Source organism: Allofrancisella frigidaquae, assembly GCF_012222825.1.
GTDB lineage: Bacteria > Pseudomonadota > Gammaproteobacteria > Francisellales > Francisellaceae > Francisella > Francisella frigidaquae.
Genome location: NZ_CP038017.1, coordinates 704,805 through 729,195 on the forward strand (window position 1 = coordinate 704,805; position 24,391 = coordinate 729,195).

A 24,391-nucleotide genomic window follows, 5' to 3' on the forward strand; every position below is an offset into this window, starting at 1 on the left:
GTTACTTAGTTTGACTTGCTACTTGTTCAGCTGAAGCTGTACCTGCTAATTGTGTTTTCCCAGATTGTGCTTGTACTACATTATTACTTGCTTGAGTAGGTTTATCATTAGTTACTTCTTGCTTTTGGGTTTCAACAGCCGCCTTTTGTTTAGCTATAGCTTGTTTTTGAAATTCAACCATTGCATTTTGCATTTGTTCAGGAGTTAATCTAGCATCCTTACCTAGAATACCATCTTTTAGACCACTTACTATCTGTTCGTTATCAGCGGCGATATTACTTTGAGCCATTTGTGTTTGAAGCGTTTTACCCATTGAGTAACCTACAGAATAACTGATATCATCTTTGCTGTCAGCAGCAAAACTACTACCTACGAGTGCTCCTGCTAATAGTGGAGCTATAATTAAAGTTTTAGTTAATTTCATTATTTATTTTCTCCCATTGTTTGAAATTTTTTTAGTAACTTTAAAATCATTCTAACAAACTATATGAATAATCCCAACTTTTATATAGATGATTTTTGTTTATTATATAATTTGGTTATAGCCCAATCGATATGCTCCAATATTAGAAAATTATCTAAATATTCGGCTCTTTTATTTTCTAAAGCTAATAAATTTTCGTGTTTATATGGTGAATTACCTATGGCTATAGAAACATTTCTTATCCAAGCATCATAACCAATTCTACGAATAGCTGAACCTTGTGTATATTTATCAAAGTCTTCTTTAGACCATGAAAAAAGCTCTAGTAAAGGTCTATTTACTAAAAAATTTCTTTGTTGAAAATCTTGTTCAGTCGTCACAGGTGCTTGATTATTAAAAGGACAGACTAACTGACAATCATCACAACCATAAATTCTAGTACCTATTTTATCTCTAAACTCTAGAGGTATAGCCTCCTTATTTTCTATAGTTAGATAAGATATACATTTACGTGAGTCGATCATTTTATTGGGCAAAATTGCGCCAGTCGGACAAAGCTTAATGCATGCTTGACACTTTCCACATTCATTTAATTTAAGATCTGTATTTGGTAACTTGGATAAATCTAAATTACTATATATAACTCCAATAAAGAAAAAAGATCCTTGTTCTTTGTTCATCAGCATTGAGTTTTTACCAATCCAGCCAAGACCTGCTTTTTCAGCTAATGGCTTTTCTAATACTGGTGCACTATCTGTAAATACTCTAAATTGGTGATCGCTTGTAATTTTATCTATATATTCTCCTAGTTTTTGTAGCTTTTTTTTCATTACCTTATGGTAATCTCTACCATGAGCATATATAGAAACTTCAGCTATTTCGGAAGGTGCTCTTAGACGCTTTACTTCAGTCTTTGTGGAAATAGGGCGATTAAGATAATTAAGGGTAGCTACTATAACACTATTTGTACCAGGAACTAGTTGATCAGGAACAAAACGTTTTTGACCATGCTTAACCATATAATCAAGCTCAGCATGGTAGCCATTTTCTATCCATTTATTATAGTAAGGGATGTATTCTGATAAATCACAATCAGCTTTTGATAATGATGATAAGCCTAACTCATTTACAGCATAATTTTTAACTTTTTGCCATTGCTTTAAAGTTAGTTCTAGTTTCATAATTACATAATTAGCTATCTTTGCGTTTAATATCCCAAAGTTTTTCTAAAGCATAAAGCTCTCTTGTTTCCTCAAGCATTATATGAGTAACTATATCGCCAATATCAACTAATACCCAGTCAGCTTTATTATTACCTTCTATGCCTAGTATAGAAATCGAGTTTTCTTTAAGCTCTTGCTCTAAGTGTTTAGCTAATGCTCTGGCATGTGTAGTTGACGAGGCAGTACAGATAACAATTTTATCCATTATATCAGTTAAATGCTCAACATCTATAGTTTGGATATTTATGCCTTTTAAATCATCTAAAGCTTCTATAGTTATATCTAGTCTTTGGTTTGTAGTCATAAAAAATAATATTGTATAATTTAAAGCTAAGATTATAACATAACTTACTGTAAATAGTGGTATCATGACAGTACTAAACAATAGGAGAGACTCAAATGAATAAAAAAAGCTTATTTGTATTTTTTTCATTAGTAATATTGATCGCTTTAGCCTTATTATTATTCTACAAATTTTCTATTTGGTATGAGCAAGCATTAGGATCTATCTTCTCGTATATAGTTATGGTCAGTTTTGTTTTACTTATTTTTAGTCCATTTAGGTTTATTAAAGATAATAAAGCTAATATTAGTGTTAGCAGCTATATTAAATACCTTGGGTACACACTTTTGTATATAGCTAAATTTATAGCTAGTATTGTAAAACAAATAGTACTCACTGTTTTATATATAGTTTCTAAACTTTTCTCTACAAAAAATAAAGAACCTTCTTAAAAAAACTTTAAATGCAATATACATCCGAGCAACAAAAAATCATACAGCATGACATAGTTAGTCATGCATTAGTTTCAGCAGTAGCAGGAAGTGGTAAGACTCAAACACTTATAGCAAGAATAGAGTATTTATTAGCTAAGGGCATTCCAGCAAATAAAATACTTGTTCTTATGTATAATAAATCAGCACAATTAGATTTTGCAAACAGATTAAAAAAAGTTTTATCAGCTGAGAAATCAAAGTATATAAATGTACGTACTATGCATTCTTTAGGTAATAGCTTTTTACAAGCTTTTGCTAAAGCAGGATATATTGAATTTAATAAAATTCTCAAAGATTATGAGGTTGACAGTATTTTATTAAATTTAATTAAAACCCACCAGAAGGAATTTAAAATTATTAAAGAGATAGATAGTGATAGGGTAGAAGCTTTTAAAGAATATATTTCTATTTTAAAATCTGATCTTTGCTTAGATAATAAAAAACTAAAAAGTTTAAACTCTAAAGAAAAGAAACTTTTGGATAAAATATTTGTTGAATTTAACAAGCAATGTGAAAAGTTAAAAGCTATTACATACGACGATATGATTTACCTTCCAGCAAAATTTTTTGAGAAAGATAAAGCAAATATCTCACGAGCTAATAATTTATATTCACATATCATTATAGATGAATACCAAGATATAAACCCAATACAACAATTTTTTTTAAAGTGTCTAGTAGGCGATAATACCTACATCATGGCAGTAGGGGATGTGGATCAAACTATATATCAATGGCGTGGATCAACTCCATATTATATGTTAGAGGGCTTCAAAAAGGACTTTAAAAAAGTCAAACAATATCAACTTTCATATACGTTTCGCTATGGTGATTTAATATCACTTATGGCTAATAACATTATAGCCAATAATAAAAAACGTCATGATAACCTATGTATTACTTATCCAAAGTTAGATAGAACTACAAATATTAGTATTCTAGATAATAGTGATAAAGCTGTGTTAAAACTAAAAGCTCTAATTGAACTAGGAATCAACGCAAGTGACATCGCTATATTAGTTAGAAAATATAATTCAACAACCGTTTTTGAATTAAGTTGTTTATATAATGATTTGCCATATCATGTGGTTGCTGATAAGGACATTTTTAGTGAAAATATATTTAAAGCTATTTATGGCTATCTAATGCTTTTAAGCAAAGGCTATGGCCTTGAAAAACATACTATAGATCAACGTATAGAATTTATAAAGGCTATGCTTGACTATCCATCTTTATACCTTAAAAAAGAGCAAAAACAAGCTTTAGCTGTAAAAATTGCTAAAAATATCGATCAAGCTACAAGTTTAATTATAGAGTTAAGTAAAAATGTTGATAAACCTTTTAAAGAAAAAAATATCCTTGCTGTGGCACACTGTTGGCGAACTATTTTCAATAATACACGTGCAAAAAGACCAGGTAAAGCCATAGACTTCATATTTGAAACGTTAGAAATAGAAAAGCTTATATCTAAAGTCTCGGCAGAGACATATTCTAGTAGGTCAAAACTTCAGATAATTGAAGGAATATCTAGCTTTGCTAAAAGTAACAAAGAAACTCTTAATGTATTTATAGACCTTTTATATGAACTATATCTAAAATCTACTCAACAAGGACTTAATGTTACTAATCCTAATCAGGTTCAAATAATGTCTATGCATAAAGCAAAGGGTTTAGAGTGGGATTACGTAGTTATCCATGATGCTACAGAAGGAGGTTTTTTTGGTGAAAATAATTCAAAAATATCAGAAGAGATTTTAGAAGAAGAACGCAGGCTTTTTTATGTAGCTATCACAAGAGTAAAAAAACACCTTTTTGTAGTAACAGCAGATGATATTGATAGGCTTTCTGAATGGTATAAAATAAAAAATAACACATATCCAAAAGACTTAAAGTGTAAAAATAGCCTTCGATTTTTATATGAAAGCAATTTAATTGAATGTGAGAATTATTTAAGTAGTTTAAATCAACTAAAAAAAGAGGATATAAAGAATAGTATTTTTAAGAAGTATCATCTGGGTAGAGTCATGTTGGCCGAATTCTAGTAGAGTACAAAGCCTAATTTTGCTAAACTATAGTTTCAGTTTGTAAATAGAAACCATCGTCGACAACAGTCACTTGTCTATCGAAAACGATAATTTATTTATTTGGAAAATAGAAAAAGACCTATGATTATAGGGCTAGTACAGAAGGTTTCTACAAACTACCCTGGTTAAAAATTAGTAAAATTTCCATGGTTTTTTTATAGCAATTAAAGCTTTATTTTTACGTTTTTCAGAATCTTCTAGAGTATTAGATTTATAAGAGCTTTTTGATCGAGGACGATTAATAAAATCATTATGGTCATAATTTTTCTTATAAGAATTAAATTCTTTAGCTCCAGGAACCCAAGATAAATTCCGATTTTGTTCAGCTTCTCCTGAATTGTAGTTACTATCTAAATTATTACTACAAAAGAGAGATGAAGTATACAGTTCATCACAAGCACTTTTCATCATTGTAAGTGAAGGAAGATTAACGTAACTAGTTACTAACATCCCACTTTCAAAAAAACTTTTCATTAGTATTTCTTTTTCTTTCATTTGATTAAGAAGACTATCATACTCTTCCTTATCTTCTAGATCAAAAGATTTTACAATAGCCTTAACCTTTAAAGAATTTAAATCATCATTATATTCTTTTATGGTATCGAGCATATCTTTAAATAAAGTGGTTTGTTTATCTTTAATCTGTGTACTTGAATACATATCAATCAAACTAAATTTAGACCAGATTTCTCTTAATTTTATATTCGAGTGGGCGAGTGCTAATAGAGCATCTGTAGCTAAAGTTTCAACATTTTTTTGTTTGAATAACAAAGCAGGTTTCATATTATCTTTATAGTTATGTGGATTTAATTCTTGTGCTGGATTACTAAACCAGCTTTCTCTACTTGTGTCACATGTAAAAAAAGCTGACCAATCAGCGAGGGCGTATGTTTGTAATATAGGTAAAACTCCATCTTTACTATCTTCTGGAATTAAACCACAAGTACCAGCTTTACCTATCATAACAACCGTAGAACCGCCTACTGCTTTAATATTCGGAGAAGTTAAATAATAATCATACCATTTGATTCCCGAGTCTTCTAATATATACTGAGGAGGTTTAGGATTGACAGCTAGTTTTCTATTAAGCATTTCTTCAACTGTTGGTAAATAATTATTATAAAATGTTGCGCCAAGGTCTCTGACAATTGACCAATCTTCATTTAATCCGCCGCCAACGTAAAGAAGAAGTTCTTTAAAATAATTATTTGCAAAAGCTTTTCCATAAACTGTTTTTGATTCAAGAAGAGCCAGTTCGTACAATTGATGAAGCTTATTTTTGTGTTTAGAATATCGCTTGTCGGATATAGCTATTTTCAAATAAGATATGTGCTTAAATGTTAACTTTCCATTCTTAGTATATTCATATTCCTTTTTTGTAGGCTGACGGTCCATCCATATATAATGATTATTTTTCTGGTTCACTTTAATCATATTTTGAATGCTAATCAAATAATTATCTGAAATTTCCCGTTCTCCAACCCATATACTATGCACTGATGACATATTGTTACCTCGAATATAATTATTTGACACAGCTTTTCTATTAAATAGAGTATATCAGATTAAAAATTCAGTTGGTATTAAGTGTAATTGACAAGATGTAATAATTTTTGACAAGACTTACAATTATTAACTTCTATATGCTTCATCCCAATTACCGGTTAAACCAGCTACTTCATATTCTGTTACACGATTTTCAAAGAAATTGGTATGATCAGCACCATTTAGAATCCACTCTAACCAAGTTAGAGGATTTTTTTCTATATTATATATTTCTTTAAGTCCTAATTGCGTGAGGCGTCTATCTGTAATATGGCGGATATACATTTTTACCTCTTCGGCATTTAGTCCTTCAATAGTTCCTAACTCATATGCTAAGTCAATAAATTTATCTTCTAACTCTACGGCTTTACTAGCCATTAGGTATATTTCTTTTTTAAAGTCGTTATCAACAATATAAGGATTTTCTTGGCAATAAATTCTAAATAAAGCGGCATTACCCTCTACATGCATAGACTCATCGCGTATCGACCATTCAACTACTTTACCCATACCTTTCATTTTCCCAAAGCGCTGGAAATTTAGTAGCATAGCAAAAGAAGCAAACAAAGCAACCCCTTCATTAAACACGGTTTTAGCTAAACATAATCCTAAACCGCGACGGGTAGAGGGATTAGCATCCATCATAAAGTCAATTTTATCTGTCATTGCTTTATACTCTAAAAAAGCATGATACTCTGAATCAGGTAACCCTAAAGTATCATTAAGTAAGGCATATGCTCTTTGGTGGATACCTTCTCTAGCCGCAAAGGAGCCTAGCATATTTCTAACTTCATTATTTTTAAATGCTGGTATAAACTGATCATAATAGTTTTGACCAACTGCAACGTCTGACTGAGTGAAAAGTCTTAGAATATTTGTAATATATTCTTTTTCTACTTTTGAGATTTTGCCATTTTTCCTAGTTTAAATCAACTAAAAAAAGAGGATATAAAGAATAGTATTTTTAAGAAGTATCATCTGGGTAGAGTCATGTTGGCCGAATTCTAGTAGAGTACAAAGCCTAATTTTGCTAAACTATAGTTTCAGTTTGTAAATAGAAACCATCGTCGACAACAGTCACTTGTCTATCGAAAACGATAATTTATTTATTTGGAAAATAGAAAAAGACCTATGATTATAGGGCTAGTACAGAAGGTTTCTACAAACTACCCTGGTTAAAAATTAGTAAAATTTCCATGGTTTTTTTATAGCAATTAAAGCTTTATTTTTACGTTTTTCAGAATCTTCTAGAGTATTAGATTTATAAGAGCTTTTTGATCGAGGACGATTAATAAAATCATTATGGTCATAATTTTTCTTATAAGAATTAAATTCTTTAGCTCCAGGAACCCAAGATAAATTCCGATTCTGTTCAGCTACTGCTTCATCGTAGCCAGTATCTACACAAAGCCCATTACATTCGATAGATGAAACATACAGAAAATCACAAGCCATTTTCATCATTGTAAATGAAGGAAGATTAGTGTAATCAGTTACGAACATTGCACTTTCAGTATATTCTTTGAGTCTTGTTTGCTTGTGGCTCATTTGATCATAAAAAGCTTTATGCTTTTTCTGATCTTTTTTATCAAAAGAAGTAGCAATACACTTAACATTTAAAGAATTTATTTCATCATTATATTCTTTTATGGTATCGAGCATATCTTTAAATAAAGTGGTTTGTTTATCTTTAATCTGTGTACTTGAATACATATCAATCAAACTAAATTTAGACCAGATTTCTCTTAATTTTATATTCGAGTGGGCGAGCGTTAATAGCTCATCTATAGATAATTCGTTAACATTTTTTTGCTGTAATAACAACAGGGGGTTTTCTTTATCCTCATATCTATGTGGATTTAATTCTTGTGCTGGCCTATCATCAAAGCTTTCTTTACTTGTGTCAGATGTAAAAAAAGCCGACCAATCAACAAGAGCGTATTTTTTTAATATAGGCAAAACTCCATCATTATCTGTAATTAAACCACAAGCACCGGCTCTACCTATCATAACAACCGTACTACCATTATTCGTTAGAGGAGTAGGAATTGTATTTGCATTATAATTAATAGTTGTATCATACATATTATGGAATTGAGCATGTACTGTCTTAAGTATGTCGTCAACTGTTGGTAAATAATCATCCTCAAATGTTGCGCCAAGGTCTCTGACAATTGACCAATCTTCATTTAATCCGCCGCCAACGTAAAGAAGAAGTTCTTTAAAATAATTATTTGCAAAAGCTTTTCCATAAACTGTTTTTGATTCAAGAAGAGCCAGTTCGTACAATTGATGAAGCTTATTTTTGTGTTTAGAATATCGCTTGTCGGATATAGCTATTTTCAAATAAGATATGTGCTTAAATGTTAACTTTCCATTCTTAGTATATTCATATTCCTTTTTTGTAGGCTGACGGTCCATCCATATATAATGATTATTTTTCTGGTTCACTTTAATCATATTTTGAATGCGGGTCAAATAACTATCTGAAATTTCCCGTTCTCCAACCCATATACTATGCACTGATGACATATTGTTACCTCGAATATAATTATTTGACACAGCTTTTCTATTAAATAGAGTATATCAGATTAAAAATTCAGTTGGTATTAAGTGTAATTGACAAGATGTAATAATTTTTGACAAGACTTACAATTATTAACTTCTATATGCTTCATCCCAATTACCGGTTAAACCAGCTACTTCATATTCTGTTACACGATTTTCAAAGAAATTGGTATGATCAGCACCATTTAGAATCCACTCTAACCAAGTTAGAGGATTTTTTTCTATATTATATATTTCTTTAAGTCCTAATTGCGTGAGGCGTCTATCTGTAATATGGCGGATATACATTTTTACCTCTTCGGCATTTAGTCCTTCAATAGTTCCTAACTCATATGCTAAGTCAATAAATTTATCTTCTAACTCTACGGCTTTACTAGCCATTAGGTATATTTCTTTTTTAAAGTCGTTATCAACAATATAAGGATTTTCTTGGCAATAAATTCTAAATAAAGCGGCATTACCCTCTACATGCATAGACTCATCGCGTATCGACCATTCAACTACTTTACCCATACCTTTCATTTTCCCAAAGCGCTGGAAATTTAGTAGCATAGCAAAAGAAGCAAACAAAGCAACCCCTTCATTAAACACGGTTTTAGCTAAACATAATCCTAAACCGCGACGGGTAGAGGGATTAGCATCCATCATAAAGTCAATTTTATCTGTCATTGCTTTATACTCTAAAAAAGCATGATACTCTGAATCAGGTAACCCTAAAGTATCATTAAGTAAGGCATATGCTCTTTGGTGGATACCTTCTCTAGCCGCAAAGGAGCCTAGCATATTTCTAACTTCATTATTTTTAAATGCTGGTATAAACTGATCATAATAGTTTTGACCAACTGCAACGTCTGACTGAGTGAAAAGTCTTAGAATATTTGTAATATATTCTTTTTCTACTTTTGAGATTTTGCCATTTTTCCAGTCTGTAACATCCTCTGACAAGTCAATTTCATCTTCGATCCAGTGAGCTTTCTCGTGTTTAACTGTTAGATCAACAGCCCAAGGGTAGCTAAAAGGTTTGTATGTCTTTGAGAAAGTTGTAAGCGAAGTTCCTTTAACCCTTGCGATTACCTCGCCAGCTCGAGTCATTAGATTATCATAACCACCAATGTGGACATCACCTACAAAAATTTGTGGAACAGTTCTAACATGCTCTTCTACTAATAAGATATTCTTATTTACTTCATCATAGAATTTGGCTCTTTCATTATCATTGTCAAGGGTAATTTGTGTAAATGGAATATCATTAGCACCAAGCCAGCTTTTTGCTAAATCACAGAAAGGACAATTAGTTTTTGTATATATTTTTACTTCCACGTTATTACCTATTTTTTACCTAGAATCTTGCTTTCATTAGCCTGTAAATCCGTAAAACCACCAATATGCTCATTATCTATAAAGATCTGGGGCACTGTTCTAATATGTGATTTTACCTTACCGCTTTGATTCATTTTATCATAAAAATTATTACGTTCTTGGTTATTATCAAGAACAGTTTCTTCATAACTAATACCATTTTGATCAAACCATTGTTTTGCTCCAGTACAAAATGGACAACCAGTTTTAGTATATATTTTAACTTTCATAGTTTTATCCTTCACATGCGATACATTCACTTTCAGATTGTTTTACTTCTGAAAACTCTACAAGCCTTTGTTTTTCTACTTTTTTAGAAATATTTTCAGCTCTATTTGATGTCTCTGTTCTTAAATAATATAAACCTTTACAACCATATTTCCAAGCATTAAAGTGTACTTTATGTAAATATGCCCGAGATGCTCCAGCAGGAAAAAACACATTTAAAGATTGACCTTGACATAGATATTTTTGACGTGCACCACCTAAGTACACTAGCCAGTCTTGATCCATCTCGATAGCAGTTTTAAATACCTCTTTTATTTCTTTGCTTAAGAAATCTAGTTGTTGCACAGAACCGCCGTTAGTTATAATTTCTGACCAAACTTCTTCTGTATTTTTGTTTAGTTTCTCTAGTTCTTGCTCCAAATATTTATTTTTATTTAAATGGGAGCCTACTCTTGTTCTAGATGTAAAAGCATTAGCTTTCCAAGGTTCTATACTAGGGGAAGTATTTAGTATTAAGGAGCTATTAGCATTAGGAGCAATAGCAAGTAAATGAGCATTTCTACGCTCAGTTCCTACCATGTCAGGAGCTTCACCTTTTTCTCTACCTAACTTTAGAGTTTCCTCAATAGCTTGTTGTTTTATCCTTTTAAAAATTTCTTCATTTATTTTTTCAGCTTCTTTGGATTCAAATGGTACTCTATGCAATTGTAAATAAGAGTGAAAGCCCATAGCTCCAAGCCCTAGACTTCTTTCACGAGAAGCGCTATATCTAGCTTTAGCTATTTCATCACCAGCGTGATCTATGAAAAACTGTAAAACATTATCTAAAAATCTAATTAGATCTTTGATTAGAGTAGTGTCTTTCCATTCATCATATTTTTCCAAATTCACAGAAGATAGACAACAAACTGCTGTACGTTTTTCGTCTGTTACAAGGTGAATTTCATTACATAAGTTTGAACCTTTAATAGTTAGCCCAAGCTCTTTTTGAGCTTTTGGTAATGCTCTATTAGCAGTATCAATAAAGTTTAAATACGGTTCACCAGTACGGTAACGAGTTTCTAATATAGTTTCCCAAAGCTTACGGGCTTTGATTATATCTCTAACTGATCTATCATCAGGGTCAACTAGTTTCCAGTTATCATTATTAGCAACTGCTTGCATAAATTCATCAGTTAGGTTTACAGCATGGTGTAAGTTTAGACACTTTCTATTTACGTCACCGGTAGGTACACGAATACTTAAGAACTCAATTATATCAGGGTGAGATATATCCATATATGCTGCATAGGAACCTTTACGAGTTTTACCTTGACGATATGCAACCATATCAGCATCTACAGTATGCATGAAAGGAATAGGTCCAGGAGCCTTATCAGAAACTGACCTAACTCTTGACCAGTGACCGCCAACGCCACCACCTTTTACAGATAACCATCTTAATTCAGATGAATGCTCTATTAACCCTTCTAAGGAATCTGGCACATAAGATAAAAAACAACTAATAGGTAAAGATTTGACTTTAGCCCCAGGAAGTGGAGCATTTGATAATACAGGGGAAGCAAACATAAACCAACCGTTAGATGCAGCATTATATATACGTTGTGCTAAGTTGGTATCACCAAAAGAGTACGCTATAGCAGCCCTAGCAAAAGCATGCTGGGGAGATGGTTCATTCTCTAAGCAATAATAATTAGTAAGTAGCTGTTGAGCTTGTAGAGAAAGCTCTTGGTCTTTTGAGACATCTATATTTATGCCCAGATAATTTTCTTTAGCCATAATAAACCTTATTAATAAACTAACAAATAAATTAAAACTATACTAAATAAGTATAATTGATATTTTATTATTAGAATTCTACCAACTTTTTAGGATTTTAAAATAGCAAAAAAGGAAATATTATCCTTGACATTACTAGAGGTGTTTTAAGAGCTAGATAATATAAAGGATTAAGAAGATTAGTAAAAAATTATTTAGCTAAAATAGTTGTTGCTGCTTTATTTAAATCTTTAACAGCATCTATTGAAACTTGTAAATTTTTTCTTTCTTCATCTGAAATTTCTACTTCTATAGCTCTAACACCATTTGCTGAAATTTCAGTGGGAACACCCACAAATAAGTCTTCTTTAAGGCCATACATACCAGCTTTTACTTTAGTTGCACATGGTAGAATCATTTTTTTATCTCTTAAGTAGCTTTCTGCCATTTGGATGCCAGCAGCAGCTGGAGCGTAGTATGCTGAACCTGTTTTTAGTAAAGCAACAATTTCACCACCGCCATTTCTAGTTCTTGCAACTATAGCATCTAGTCTTTCTTGGGTAAGTTTACCTTCTTGTACTAGACGCTCAAGTGAAACACCAGCTACATTAGACATCTTTGTAAGAGGAACCATAGTATCGCCATGCCCACCCATTACGTAAGCTTGAACTTGTTGAACAGATACATTTAGCTCTTCTGCTAAGAAAGTTCTAAATCTAGCAGAGTCTAGTACGCCAGCCATGCCTACTATTTTGTTATCTGGAATACCAGAAAATTTTTGTAGCATATTAACCATAATATCTAAAGGATTTGTAATACAGATCACAAACGCGTTAGGACAGTTATGTTTGATACCTTCGCCAACAGCTTGCATAACTTTTATGTTTATACCAAGAAGATCATCACGAGACATACCAGGCTTTCTTGGCACGCCTGCAGTTACTATAACTACATCAGAGTTTTCTAAATCTCTATAATCATTTGTTCCTTTAACCTTAAAGTCTACTCCCTCAATGGGGCACGTTTGTGCTAGATCTAGAGCTTTACCTTGAGGCATACCTTCAGCAATATCAAATAAAACAACATCACCAAGTTGTTTGATAAGTGCCAAGTGAGCTAAAGTTCCACCAATATGACCTGCACCAATAAGAGCAATTTTCTTTCTAGACATTAAATCTCCTTTATATATTTTAGTTAAATAAAACAAACAGATTATAACATAATACGTTGTTAAGTTAACAAATTAAAGTTTTGCTAAAATTCGTATTTACAAGTATAATTATAGGCATATAATGTGTACCTTAGAGTAAAGAGTGATCTTACTAAAGCATGTTAAAAAAATACATAAATAATATAGGGTTTTGTCTGGGTCTAATCGGCTTAGCACTGTTTGTGTTTGGGCTAGCTGAGAAAGGTATTTTTGAGAAAAATGTGGTGATACTGTATGCCACACTTTTGTTGTTTGTGGCAGCGTTGATTCAAAAGGAGCAGTTTTTTACAGGTTTGGAAGGTATCGCACTTGTAATAAGTGCAATAGTGGTTTTTTATCAAGCTCCACAGGTTTATAATTTAACTGTTTTTGTTGGTTTGATTTTTGTGTTTGCTATTTGGTATTTTGCTAGGCATAAACTAAATTTTGCTAGAATTTGTGCATTTATTGGTTTAGTTTGCTTATGTTTGGGGATCGTGCTAGCCAGAAATGAATTTATGGTAATTTGCGGTATATTCTTGTCTGTTTATGCAGTTTTTTCTATACGACAAGGTTTTACTGTGAGCTGGATTTTTTTAGCACTAAACATATTATTTGCCTTAGTTGCAATAATTTCTTTGTATGGACTTTATTAGCAAAATATAATTTCAAAAGGAATTTATATTTTATGAGAAAATTATCGTTTTTAGATAGGGTTATAGAAGAGCTTGATAGCTACACAAAATTTACAAAGGCTAAAGTTAGCCCTACTAGGAAGTCTCCTAGTAAAAACATATATGATCAACAGTTAACCCAAGCAGAAAAAAAACATTCAGCAGGTCTAATGAGAGTTGACTACACCGGAGAGATATGTGCTCAAGGCTTATATCGTGGGCAAGCTGCAGTAGCTAAATCAGTAGAAACAAAGACCTATTTATATCAAGCTGCTGATGAAGAGTATGATCATTTAGCTTGGTGTGGCGAGAGATTACAGGAGTTAGATGCAAAACCAAGTTTATTAAATCCTTTTTGGTATTGGGCATCATTTGGTATAGGAGCTACAGCTGGAGCTATAAGTGATAGTTTAAGCTATGGTTTTGTAGTAGAAACAGAAAAACAAGTAATGAAACATTTGGATTCACATCTAAAAAACTTACCTGTAAATGATAATCGTTCTAGAGAGATCTTAAAACAGATGTATCTTGACGAGGCACAACATGCTGTAGAGGCGGAGAAAGCAGGGGGAAAGAAACTTCCTAAACCTGTCAGAATTATAATGAAACTCCAGTCAAAAGTTATGACAACCTTGGCTTATAGGTTTTAGTAGTTATTGTGTGATAGCTGGAAACATTTGACTTGTTTTTCGAGTTATTCTTATGATTGTGCTTGCAGATAGTTTTCCCAGCAGTGGTGCAGAGCCTTTGCAGATGATATTTGGTAAACAAAGAGATTTATCACATAAGTGTTGCAGCAGAGCAATTTTGACATTGAACAATTCCATTATTTTTATTAAGTTTATGTCTTAACTAGGGATTGGTGTATCAAAATATGGTAAATATTAATAAAAAATATATAATTATTGATTTGTGCGCAGCATTAAAATTAAGCTTAAATTGCGCAAATCGACTATGCTTTCAACAGGCCTCTTCACGAGAGAGAGCCTACACCACCCGCTCTAACTATCGCACGAGATATTTCTTGGCGACCATTGTAGCGAGCAATAAATAAAGGAGTAGCACCTGTATTTGTACCTTTGTTTACCTCAATTTCAGGATGTCTCAATAGCTCAATAACTATTTCTGTGTGGCCATTTCGGCAAGCAATATATAAAAAATCAGTATTACAATGATATCCTTTGCTACAAATTTTTTTAAATAGCATCTCCTTATAACCACGATCATCATATATGTTGCCAGCATAAGTTGCTTTAATCTTTTTTAGAGAAACTTCAATAATCCTCATATATGCAGATTTTTCTAAATTGTTCTCTAATGACGGCATATTATTATTAAAATGTATTTCCGTTGGCTCATTCAGATTTTCTTCTCTTCGTAATATGTGTTTTTCATCTGCAATAAAATTATAAAGCTTATTTATATCTATTGTTCTTACTTTATCTCTAGTATATATTGCACGCTTCTTATGATTTTTCCATTTTAAATAGCTACTTATATATTTATTTAACTGGTTGCATATTTCCAATTTAATTTTATCAAGCTTTTTTTGAAATTTAATCCGACAAGCGTTTTCATAAGCATCAATTTTATCGACTCCTATAGTAGGGCTAATATAGATTGATAAATTTAAAGCTAGGAGGCTATTTTGTTCTACATTAAAATCAAAAGCTTCAAAAATACCGTTATTAACTAAACCATAAACATCAGTAAATGTTACGGCTTCAACTTGATTCCTATATAAATTATTAGCATCATACAATTTTAATTTATAATGATTTGAAGAAGTAGGCTTAATACTAAATGCAACCATATGATCAATACTAGATACCTTAATATAAGCACGAAACTGATATTTAGCAAGCTTATCAACTAATGGTTTTAAGAAACCACAATAATCCCATTTGTCTCCAATAAAAGGGTAATTGTATATTTCGATCAATGGAGAAACCTTTTGATAAGTAACATTAGACCCTTGATCACCAAATATCCCTTGACTAACAACAGTTAATTCTTTATTTATAACAAATGGTGAAGTTTTTAATATATTTTGATTAAAATCTATACCCTCACCATTAACTAAAGTATATTTAGCTTGATGGTAAGCAAGCAACCCATCTAAGAAAGCTCTTATTGAAATAACTAACTCATATATTTCTTTTTCTTGACCTATACGATTAGTAATAACCTGTCCAGCTAATTTGCGTTTAGGTAGTTGTCTTTCATAATTATGTACAGCGTTAATAAGGTCAGTTAATCTGGTATAGGTAATGCCATCAAACTGCTTATTTATAGTGACACTTGTAAGTAACTCTAATCTTTTATAAAAAGTCTTAAGATCATCAGCTAAATATGCTTGACCCCACATAGCAGCCATACCAAAACATAGTCCTTCTGGCAAACCTAGAGCGGTATAATAATTGCCCCAATGGCAATCTTCTGATATATCTTTTATATTTTTATATAGGTTAAAATATAGGTTCATTAAAAATATTCTCCAAAAATGTACGTCATTATATATTTGTTTAAAGTAAGTAAAAATTATTTCCAATATTTAATACTAATTTTAACATTTCTTTATTTAAAAAAAAATTTTTTAAATAAAGAAATAATAATATTTATATATTGTATATAAATGAAGCAAGTAATTTTGTTTATAATATTTATTCTTTTTGAGTTATGACGTATTCACTAGATTTTCATAAGAAATTAAGGGACTGGTGTAAACTGGAATTAGATGGGTGGTAACAGCCCCATTAAAGAAATTTGAAAAAGATAATTCTTAAAAGGTTATGGAATGCTTCGCTGATAAATTACAATTTTTAAGTTAAAATTGACTATTAAAATCATCACCAACTATCTCCTTAATTACAATACCAGCTATGGTTAACCCAAATAAAGATGGCATATAGCTAAGAGTGCCATTAGTTGCTCTAGATCGACCTTGTTGGTTTGGCTGAGGTTCTTTAGGAGGTAGTGGAGCTATACCTTTTTCAGTAGAGAATACAGTCTTTATACCTTTTTTAACTTTTTGTTTTTTTAGACGTGTTCTCATGGCACGAGCCAGAGCACAAACATCAGTTTTATAAACATCAGCAACCTTTATTTGCGTAGGGTCTGTTTTGCCCCCAGCACCCATGCTTGAGATCGTTTTTATTCCTAATTCATGTGATGCTTTTACTAAATTAACTTTAGCATTTAGAGTATCTATTGCATCTATTACATAATCATATTTTTCAGCAGTAAGTAGACTATATGTATTTTCAGAATTAATAAAAGTCTGCATGGCGTTGACTTGACATTTAGGATTTATATCTAAAATTCTGTCATTCATAACCTCAACTTTAGGCTTACCAACTGTACTATGTAAAGCAATAAGTTGGCGATTGATATTAGATGGGTCTACTATATCCATATCAATTATTGTTAATTTTCCAACACCGGCTCTAGCGAGTGCTTCAATAACAAAAGATCCTACGCCACCACATCCTGCTACAAAGATATTTGCAGTTTCTAGTTTTTTTAAACCGTTCGAGTTAACTAATATTCCAGTTCTTTCTGTAATTGCTTGTATCATAATTATATGTAAACCTTATTTAAGTCATCTATATATTTGTATGCAAAAAGATTGGCATAAACCTCACCAGTTATGTGATCAACCTTACCCATGCTTAAGGCATCAGGTAGCCAATCTATACTTTTGGTTACTATTTTATCATTATCTAGGACAAAGCCATCCACTATAGCGTTAGATTTTGCCATGAAACTGTCGTAGTTAAGAGGCGTCACAATAGAATCTTCTTTTAAGCTAAATATGAAGATTGGTGTTCTAGTCCTGGTTCCAAAATCAACTATGTCAGCACTCTGTAATGTTTGTAAAAATTCACGGTCATGAAAAATTTTTTCACTTAACAGATTAAGCATGGAGTTATTGCCTGTTGGTATACTATAATGTGAAGCAGACTCTTGATTCGGAAATTTTTTATATAGAGAACTACTAAAAACAGCTTCAGCTAAGACTGTATTTGGTAGATCTTTTTGGTTAAATACATTTGCAAGTGTGTAGTGCTTACCATCTATATCACACTTAGATTGAGCAAATGTTGAACATTTCATGTTAAAAAATTCTTTGTCAATGTCTTTAATGTTAATAGTTTTATCAGTGTTACTATAATTTAAATAGCTCATTAAAGTATTTGCTACTAATGCTGGTTTTAACATAGAGGTTATGATTTTACTATAGAGTTTGTATGCTTTTGAATCATTGTTATCTATCATAAAACGTAGGGTAGTACTACTGATATCATATGCACCACTTAAACCAACCGCAGCTCTATACCTGTATAACTTCTCAAGTTTGCTAACACCATCGCAATTATATGTAGATTCTAAGCATTTTGCTGTCCAGATGGAATATGGGGCGCCTTCAGAGTAGCCAACAGAAAATAGATTTAACCTTTTTGTATTACTTAGTTTGTATTTTTCCTTAATTACATTAGAGATATCATTAAGTAGATCTATAGCTGTATTTACAGTTTGCTGAGGGTATAGAACATATGGATGATAATTTTTATAATCATCTCCTTGACCCATATAATCAGGAGCTACAACTATATAGCCATTAGCAGCGTAAAGAGCAGCATAAATAGTATTAAGCATTAAGCTAGTTTTATTATTTTTATCTAAATTTGATGGAACTCCACTATTATCAAATACAGTAGGGTGATAGTATAGAACCACACCTTTCGGTTTTTCTGTATCTGGTAGTATGAGTAATCCAGAAACTTTAGAAGTAATTTTTCCACTAGCTGGAAAGGTATTTGTAGTTTTATACGAAATTTTATTAAGCTGAAGACTTTTTATATCTTGCGAGTTAAGATGATCTATATCCACATCTAATTCCTGCATATTTTTTATATTTTTGTCACAATCTTGTTTAGATAAATCTTTATTGCAGAAATATTTTGTTTTATAAGTGTTACTTACATCATCAACTTTCCAAACTTCAGACTTAACTATTTCAGAGTATCCAAAAGAGGATACTAAACTTAAAAAAAGTACTATTTTTTTATTCATATTAAGTTAGTTATCGATCATATTATATGGTCTACATTTTAGCAGTAAGTTTTAAAGAAATCTTTAAGTATATTAGAGTAAATAAAGTTGACATAAGAATAATTAATAAGCAAAATTATTAGCGTTAAATCAACAACCTTTTAAAATAAACATAAACCAATAAATGGAGAATGTAATTATGGTATTAGTAGGCAAAAAAGCACCAGTTTTTAACGCACCAGCAGTATTAGGAAATGGTGAGATTGTAGACAACTATGATTTTGCAAAAGCGATCCAAGGTAAATATGCTGTAGTGGTATTTTATCCTTTGGATTTTACATTTGTTTGCCCATCTGAGTTAATAGCTTTAGATAAGAGAACAGCTAAACTAAAAGAGCTAGGTGTGGAAGTTGTTTCTGTATCTATAGACTCTCATTTTACGCATAATGCTTGGAGAAACACACCAATCAATGAGGGTGGTATTGGACCAGTCAGTTATACTATGGTTGCTGATATTAATCAAAAAATTGTAAAAGATTATGATGTTCAAGCTGAAGGTGGTATGGCTTTTAGAGGTACTTTCTTGATTGATAAACAAGGTGTAGTACGTCATCAAGTTGTTAATGACCTTCCATTAGGTAGAAATATGGATGAGGTTATAAGAATGGTTGAAGCTTTGCAATTTCATGAGCAATATGGTGAAGTATGTCCAGCTGGTTGGAATAAGGGCGACCAAGGCATGAAGGCTTCTCCAAAAGGTGTTGCTGAATACTTAGTAGACCATGTTGATGATCTATAGTCTAAATATTTATTCTATTTTTTTATAAAAAATTTATTTATATTTGTATTTCTAAATAATAAAATGCTGAAAATATTCTAGTAAGCTGTATAGATGAAAAAATTATTTTTAATTATAGGTATGCTAGTATTTAGCAGCCTTGTTTATGCAGCTAATAATCCTTCTGATAATAATCAAAAATCGCAACTTACAGAAGATCAGTCATCAATCGAAAATAAATCTGTAATAGATGTAATCGAGCAGCAAGAGGGAGAAGCCTTTGTTCCAACTACTAGTGTTGATATAGGTAAAACTATATTAGATTACACACGCCTTAATACGATCAAGCTCCCATATTATCAAGCTATAGATAATAATGTAATATTTTCACAAGCAATGATGAATACTCAGCAAGAAACTGCTGATCCTTTGTTTATAATGCTATCTCGCCAAAATGGTCTTTTAAAAGATGATTATCTTTATGCTGGGGGAACAGCTTCATTTTTACCTATGTGGGGTAGAAATAACACTAGCAATCAAAATTCAACTTCTATAAATAATTATAATTTTGAGTATTATATGTTAAGTACTCTAGGTGATTGGACTTCTGTTTTTGCGTCTGTAAACATTTATACTGATAATGGTGATTGGAATGTAAATCCTGGTGGCATTTATTTTCTTTTAGGAGATTTAAAGCGTTTACCAGTATTTACATATGCTGCACTTTCTACGGTTAATTTTGGTAATTTTGATGAAACTACTAACTTTATACCAACACTTACTAGGATATACTTTATGCAGTCTGGTGGTAATGTGAACTTATCGTATAATAATGATGGTTTGCAGGCAAACGTAGTGTTTTTAGCGCCTTCTCAGAATCAATTTTTGCAAGTTGCAAATGCCTATAATGGTAATGCAAAACTTGGTTTTTCTGTAAATATGAAATATACATATGACTTAAATACAGTAGGTGATTACTGGTATTTTGGCTCAGCTTACTCAAATGTCTCAGGTTTTACAAATAAAAGCAACGACAACATTGGGGTTGTAGATTTTAATTTTGGAATTAGTGTTAGTGACTTAGAATTTATGAGTGAATTTATTTTTACCGATAAAGGAGTAGATAAAACTACTGATGTTTCTGGATCTTTTAACTTAAAAGAAGTATTTTATACCTCATTATTTCCAAATTTAAATACAAATAACTTTTTATCATCTGGTGGACAAGTATATTCATGGTCATCACAGTTAAATTACACTACAAGATTTTACAATAAAGACCTAGTACCATATGTCAGTTATTCTCAACTACAGCAATCTAGTACTAACTATGCAGTTATTATAGATACAGGATTTAGATATAATACCTTTGCAGATGCTTGGCTTGGTTTTAGTTATAGTTATATTAATGCCCAAGCAAATAAGTCTTTTCAACAAGATAACTTACTCTCACTGTATTTAAGGATTTTTATATAAAAAGATATAGTTGCTTTTGTGTTAGAATAGTTTTTATGTAAATTATTAAGGTTGTAAAAATATGCAAGATTTACCGCAATGTCCTAAATGTCAGTCACAGTACGTTTATCAAAATAACGATCTATTAATTTGTCCAGAGTGTGGTCATGAGTGGAAGTTGGATGAAGTTAAAAATGAGGATGATAAACTTATAGTCAAAGATTCAAATGGTAATTTATTACAAGATGGTGATACTGTTACAGTTATTAAAGACCTTAAGCTAAAAGGTTCTTCGCAAGTTATAAAAGTTGGTACAAAAGTCAAAGGTATCCGCTTAGTTGAGGGTGATCATGATATTGATTGTAAAGTTGAGGGTATTGGAGCTATGAAACTAAAATCACAGTTTGTTAAGAAATTGTAAATTTATTTTTTATATTACACATATAATTATCGAAAATGTATCGATATAATTCTTTGGTATTTGCTTTGAACTCCCGCCAAAATCCATTATATTTCCTATTGTGTGTTAATGGATGTTTCTTGGTGGAAGCCCCGTATGGTATTGATGATCCTAACAGTATCCATGGAACAAATTTATTATTTTTTGTTTTAAAATGTTTTTGGAAGGTTGCTACTGGTCCTTCTTCTTCACATTCATCTATCCATGATGCGATGTTTAGTAATCTATTGATGCCAGTTGTTCCTGGATTTTCATCATAGTCTCTTTGAAATTCTATTCCTACTGTTGGAACACAAAAATAGGCCATGTATTCCATCATGCCAGTTCTAACACCAGTTTGTACTACACCTTTTGTTTTATTTTGCAGTTCTAGGATAAAATACGCTTGTTTGCACATGGTTGAACCGTCTTTATCATTTTTAAAAGGTTCTTTGTTCCATATTTGTGTAGCATCAATTACTTTATCTGAGAATTTATATTTGGTTTCTTCGCTTGGAAAGCCCATATGGTGATAAATTGGATCTCCCATAAAGACGATATTATAAGTGTCTGACAAGCCCTCATAAAAATCTTTTAATTCTTTACACATCATATGGTGTAAATTCTTTTTACCGGTCTTGTTATCACGTCCTTGCGCGGAGGTGTCACACAGATCAAACAAGTTCACGTCATCTGTGATTTTTTTCTTTTGGTATTCCGTATTTCGGAATAGTGTTAATTCTTCCCGATTCATGCCTCGGCTGATTACCACCAAAGTCCCTTTGTTTTGAATTAGCTGATTTTGTTGTAATAATGTGTCGATATATTTTGAAATAGCAGTTCTTGCGGTATCAGTTAAACTTGCCTTCAGCTTATCAGTCATGATATCTTTCATATATTTTGCACCATTTTTGTCAATACTCTTTTTTATCATCTCATGAGCTTCCCCTACAGTTCTGGTAATACGTCTATTGTGCACACTAGAATATTTTTCTATTTGTTCTAGTGCAAGGTCAGTGCTCGTTATATGTGATGATGAATTTTGGGGTATATCGTTATGAAATTTGTTCTGAAATTGATGATTTGATAATTGTTGGTAATAATATGTATGTTTTTCATTTTCCCCTTTTTTTGAGACAATGATAGTGGCATAGTCACCAAAGTTACAGTCATCCCAGTCTGATTTAAATGACTTGATACGGTTTGCTATTTCTTCTTTAGATTCTTGTTCATACTGGTGTAGTTTTTCACTCACTATTTGAATATCATTTTCGAGCGAAACTAAATTTTCTTCTTCACGATGGACAGTACTAAAGGTTTTTTCGTTCATGTGATTGTCATAAAATTCTTGTTTAAGTTTTTCTTCCAATGTTTTATATGTTTTTTTCTGACTATTTATCTTTTTTTCAAGATCTGTTTTTTGTTTTTTATGAGAATCGATTTCTCTTTTGTTTGAATATTCTTCATCAGAAGATTTATGGGACCCTCCGATGAACACTGTGAAACGTGAGTTTGCCCCGTTTCTATATAATTTGGGAAAAGCTGATTTTGCAAAGCCCATCCAAAAAGAGAGATAACCGCTCAATTTGCTGTATGAATTGTAATCACTGATCATTATTAAATCCACATTAGGGTCCAGGATCATACAGGTATTCACCGCATATCTATCTCCACTTGTATCGATATGCATTACTATAGCTTCACGATTGTATTTGGTATAACGCTGCATACCTTTATACATAGTTACGGATTGTTGCCAGGTATGTTCGAATTGAGGTAATATGCCTAAGCTATACACCAATTTTTGTGCTAATAAATTAGTTTTTTTAGGTAAGATTCTCAATGTTAAACTAGATGATGCTATATATTTGAAGCAAGATTCAAGCATCCGTGCATAAAAAACACATTTTATGGGTTTTATAGGATCTAAGAGTTTTAAGGGATTTAAAAGCTTAAAATCATCTAAAGATCCAGATTGGTGATAATGATGTATTTCATCTAAATACATAGAATTGATAGCCTTGATGTTTTTACAAACATGGGCAGGTAACTGTACAGTTTCAAATTCAAACTCCGGAAGTTTAAACCGTATTATAAGGAGTTCTATAATTAAAATTCCTTTTTGTTTAAACTTCCAGTCTGTTAATTTTCTAAGAAATTCATTGTATGAACGCAAATTATGGTACTTACTTGAAAATAAAAAATCACGAATTAAGTCAAGTGTTACCAACACATAGCTGAAGTAAGATTCAAGTATACGTATATAATGAATATATATTTGAGGGTATTTTTCGAAGTTTTGATTTTCAGGACTCAAGCCAAAGAAACATTTATTTTTTTCTTGTAAAAAAAGGGTACAGATCGTATTAATATTTTGATAAACACCGTCAGATGCTACTGTTCTAAGTTGTTCTATTCCAGGTTGTACATTTTTTAGAGATATTAACTGATCTTGCAAGGTTTTAAGTGCAATATCCAGCGATTCAATCGACAGTTGAGGGCCATTAAGTTCTAAGATATTTTTGATGTGTAAACTTATTTTTTTAGATAATGGAAGCTCGTCGAAGTCAAACATAGAAACAACTTGTGTTTTGATTTCATCTATTTCATTCATAATATTTCCCCGTTAAGTTGCTATTTAATTAATAAATTATTTATTACGTTGGAATAATACAAAAAATAAATATTTAAAATAATATTTTAATTTGATTGTTCTTATTAAATATAAACAGGATCTAATTTCTATATGTAGTTATGTATGTGCTAAGAATAGAGGTCCCTTGGAGAGATTCATGTCAAGTCAGGAGATGTGTAAAATAGTGATGTGGTTTTAGT

At 31.5% G+C, this 24,391-nt stretch carries 20 protein-coding genes and 1 pseudogene; 7 read left to right on the forward strand and 14 right to left on the reverse strand.

Annotated elements, in window-relative coordinates:
* Nucleotide 1: 1 nt before the first annotated feature.
* The 3 genes from E3E15_RS03305 to rsfS form a co-directional block, all read right to left on the reverse strand.
* Complete coding sequence (locus tag E3E15_RS03305) at nucleotides 2–424, reverse strand: FKBP-type peptidyl-prolyl cis-trans isomerase N-terminal domain-containing protein (protein ID WP_172106574.1); 423 nt, start codon at nucleotides 422–424, stop codon at nucleotides 2–4.
* Between the two features lie 80 nt (nucleotides 425–504).
* Nucleotides 505–1,605 (reverse strand): tRNA epoxyqueuosine(34) reductase QueG, encoded by a 1,101-nt coding sequence (gene queG, locus E3E15_RS03310; RefSeq protein WP_172106575.1) that lies wholly within the window; start codon nucleotides 1,603–1,605, stop codon nucleotides 505–507.
* Between the two features lie 10 nt (nucleotides 1,606–1,615).
* Nucleotides 1,616–1,951, reverse strand: a complete 336-nt coding sequence (gene rsfS, locus E3E15_RS03315; RefSeq protein ID WP_035719055.1) for a ribosome silencing factor — start codon at nucleotides 1,949–1,951, stop codon at nucleotides 1,616–1,618.
* A 95-nt stretch (nucleotides 1,952–2,046) separates the two neighbouring features.
* Here rsfS and E3E15_RS03320 point away from each other — a divergent pair, with 95 nt between their 5' ends.
* Both E3E15_RS03320 and E3E15_RS03325 read left to right on the forward strand, forming a co-directional pair.
* Nucleotides 2,047–2,382 (forward strand): hypothetical protein, encoded by a 336-nt coding sequence (locus tag E3E15_RS03320; RefSeq protein ID WP_172106576.1) that lies wholly within the window; start codon nucleotides 2,047–2,049, stop codon nucleotides 2,380–2,382.
* Nucleotides 2,383–2,393: 11 nt separating this feature from the next.
* On the forward strand, nucleotides 2,394–4,466 hold the full coding sequence (locus E3E15_RS03325; protein ID WP_172106577.1) for an ATP-dependent helicase: 2,073 nt from the start codon (nucleotides 2,394–2,396) through the stop codon (nucleotides 4,464–4,466).
* 174 nt (nucleotides 4,467–4,640) lie between these two features.
* On the opposite strand, the gene E3E15_RS03330 is transcribed toward E3E15_RS03325, so the two are convergent.
* The 7 genes and pseudogenes from E3E15_RS03330 to mdh form a co-directional block, all read right to left on the reverse strand.
* Nucleotides 4,641–6,014 (reverse strand): hypothetical protein, encoded by a 1,374-nt coding sequence (locus E3E15_RS03330; RefSeq protein WP_172106578.1) that lies wholly within the window; start codon nucleotides 6,012–6,014, stop codon nucleotides 4,641–4,643.
* 126 nt (nucleotides 6,015–6,140) lie between these two features.
* A pseudogene (locus tag E3E15_RS03335) lies at nucleotides 6,141–6,971 on the reverse strand (ribonucleotide-diphosphate reductase subunit beta); the annotation flags it as partial.
* Between the two features lie 264 nt (nucleotides 6,972–7,235).
* Nucleotides 7,236–8,585, reverse strand: coding sequence for a hypothetical protein (locus E3E15_RS03340; protein ID WP_172106579.1), 1,350 nt, complete (start codon nucleotides 8,583–8,585; stop codon nucleotides 7,236–7,238).
* A 126-nt stretch (nucleotides 8,586–8,711) separates the two neighbouring features.
* Complete coding sequence (locus E3E15_RS03345) at nucleotides 8,712–9,941, reverse strand: ribonucleotide-diphosphate reductase subunit beta (RefSeq protein ID WP_172106580.1); 1,230 nt, start codon at nucleotides 9,939–9,941, stop codon at nucleotides 8,712–8,714.
* A gap of 8 nt (nucleotides 9,942–9,949) precedes the next feature.
* Nucleotides 9,950–10,210, reverse strand: a complete 261-nt coding sequence (locus tag E3E15_RS03350; RefSeq protein WP_172106581.1) for a glutaredoxin — start codon at nucleotides 10,208–10,210, stop codon at nucleotides 9,950–9,952.
* Between the two features lie 4 nt (nucleotides 10,211–10,214).
* Nucleotides 10,215–11,987 carry a ribonucleoside-diphosphate reductase subunit alpha gene (locus tag E3E15_RS03355; RefSeq protein ID WP_172106582.1) on the reverse strand — a complete coding sequence of 591 codons (1,773 nt, stop codon included), beginning with the start codon at nucleotides 11,985–11,987 and terminating at the stop codon, nucleotides 10,215–10,217.
* A 190-nt stretch (nucleotides 11,988–12,177) separates the two neighbouring features.
* Nucleotides 12,178–13,137, reverse strand: coding sequence for a malate dehydrogenase (gene mdh, locus E3E15_RS03360; RefSeq protein ID WP_035718897.1), 960 nt, complete (start codon nucleotides 13,135–13,137; stop codon nucleotides 12,178–12,180).
* A gap of 158 nt (nucleotides 13,138–13,295) precedes the next feature.
* On the opposite strand from mdh, the gene E3E15_RS03365 reads away from it, so the two are divergent.
* Nucleotides 13,296–13,811 carry a hypothetical protein gene (locus E3E15_RS03365; RefSeq protein ID WP_035718899.1) on the forward strand — a complete coding sequence of 172 codons (516 nt, stop codon included), beginning with the start codon at nucleotides 13,296–13,298 and terminating at the stop codon, nucleotides 13,809–13,811.
* A 32-nt stretch (nucleotides 13,812–13,843) separates the two neighbouring features.
* Nucleotides 13,844–14,479 (forward strand): 2-polyprenyl-3-methyl-6-methoxy-1,4-benzoquinone monooxygenase, encoded by a 636-nt coding sequence (gene coq7 / locus E3E15_RS03370; protein WP_172106583.1) that lies wholly within the window; start codon nucleotides 13,844–13,846, stop codon nucleotides 14,477–14,479.
* Between the two features lie 323 nt (nucleotides 14,480–14,802).
* On the opposite strand, the gene E3E15_RS03375 is transcribed toward coq7, so the two are convergent.
* The 3 genes from E3E15_RS03375 to E3E15_RS03385 form a co-directional block, all read right to left on the reverse strand.
* Nucleotides 14,803–16,314, reverse strand: a complete 1,512-nt coding sequence (locus tag E3E15_RS03375) for an ankyrin repeat domain-containing protein (protein WP_172106584.1) — start codon at nucleotides 16,312–16,314, stop codon at nucleotides 14,803–14,805.
* A gap of 342 nt (nucleotides 16,315–16,656) precedes the next feature.
* Entirely contained in the window at nucleotides 16,657–17,406 is a 750-nt protein-coding gene (locus E3E15_RS03380) for a tRNA threonylcarbamoyladenosine dehydratase (protein ID WP_172106585.1), read from the reverse strand.
* A 2-nt stretch (nucleotides 17,407–17,408) separates the two neighbouring features.
* The gene (locus E3E15_RS03385) at nucleotides 17,409–18,905 is read right to left on the reverse strand and encodes an alpha/beta hydrolase family protein (RefSeq protein ID WP_172106586.1); all 1,497 of its coding nucleotides are present in this window, start codon (nucleotides 18,903–18,905) and stop codon (nucleotides 17,409–17,411) included.
* Nucleotides 18,906–19,083: 178 nt separating this feature from the next.
* Between E3E15_RS03385 and E3E15_RS03390 the strand changes: the two genes are divergently transcribed.
* The 3 genes from E3E15_RS03390 to E3E15_RS03400 all read left to right on the forward strand — a co-directional run bounded on the left by E3E15_RS03390 (nucleotide 19,084) and on the right by E3E15_RS03400 (nucleotide 21,538).
* Nucleotides 19,084–19,683 carry a peroxiredoxin gene (locus E3E15_RS03390; protein WP_172107228.1) on the forward strand — a complete coding sequence of 200 codons (600 nt, stop codon included), beginning with the start codon at nucleotides 19,084–19,086 and terminating at the stop codon, nucleotides 19,681–19,683.
* 93 nt (nucleotides 19,684–19,776) lie between these two features.
* Entirely contained in the window at nucleotides 19,777–21,138 is a 1,362-nt protein-coding gene (locus tag E3E15_RS03395) for a hypothetical protein (protein WP_172106587.1), read from the forward strand.
* A gap of 61 nt (nucleotides 21,139–21,199) precedes the next feature.
* Nucleotides 21,200–21,538 carry a zinc ribbon domain-containing protein YjdM gene (locus tag E3E15_RS03400; protein WP_172106588.1) on the forward strand — a complete coding sequence of 113 codons (339 nt, stop codon included), beginning with the start codon at nucleotides 21,200–21,202 and terminating at the stop codon, nucleotides 21,536–21,538.
* Here E3E15_RS03400 and E3E15_RS03405 read toward each other — a convergent pair.
* A complete protein-coding gene (locus E3E15_RS03405) occupies nucleotides 21,525–24,170 on the reverse strand; it encodes a hypothetical protein (RefSeq protein ID WP_172106589.1) in 2,646 nt (881 codons plus the stop codon). The genes E3E15_RS03400 and E3E15_RS03405 overlap by 14 nt on opposite strands.
* Nucleotides 24,171–24,391 lie beyond the last annotated feature (221 nt).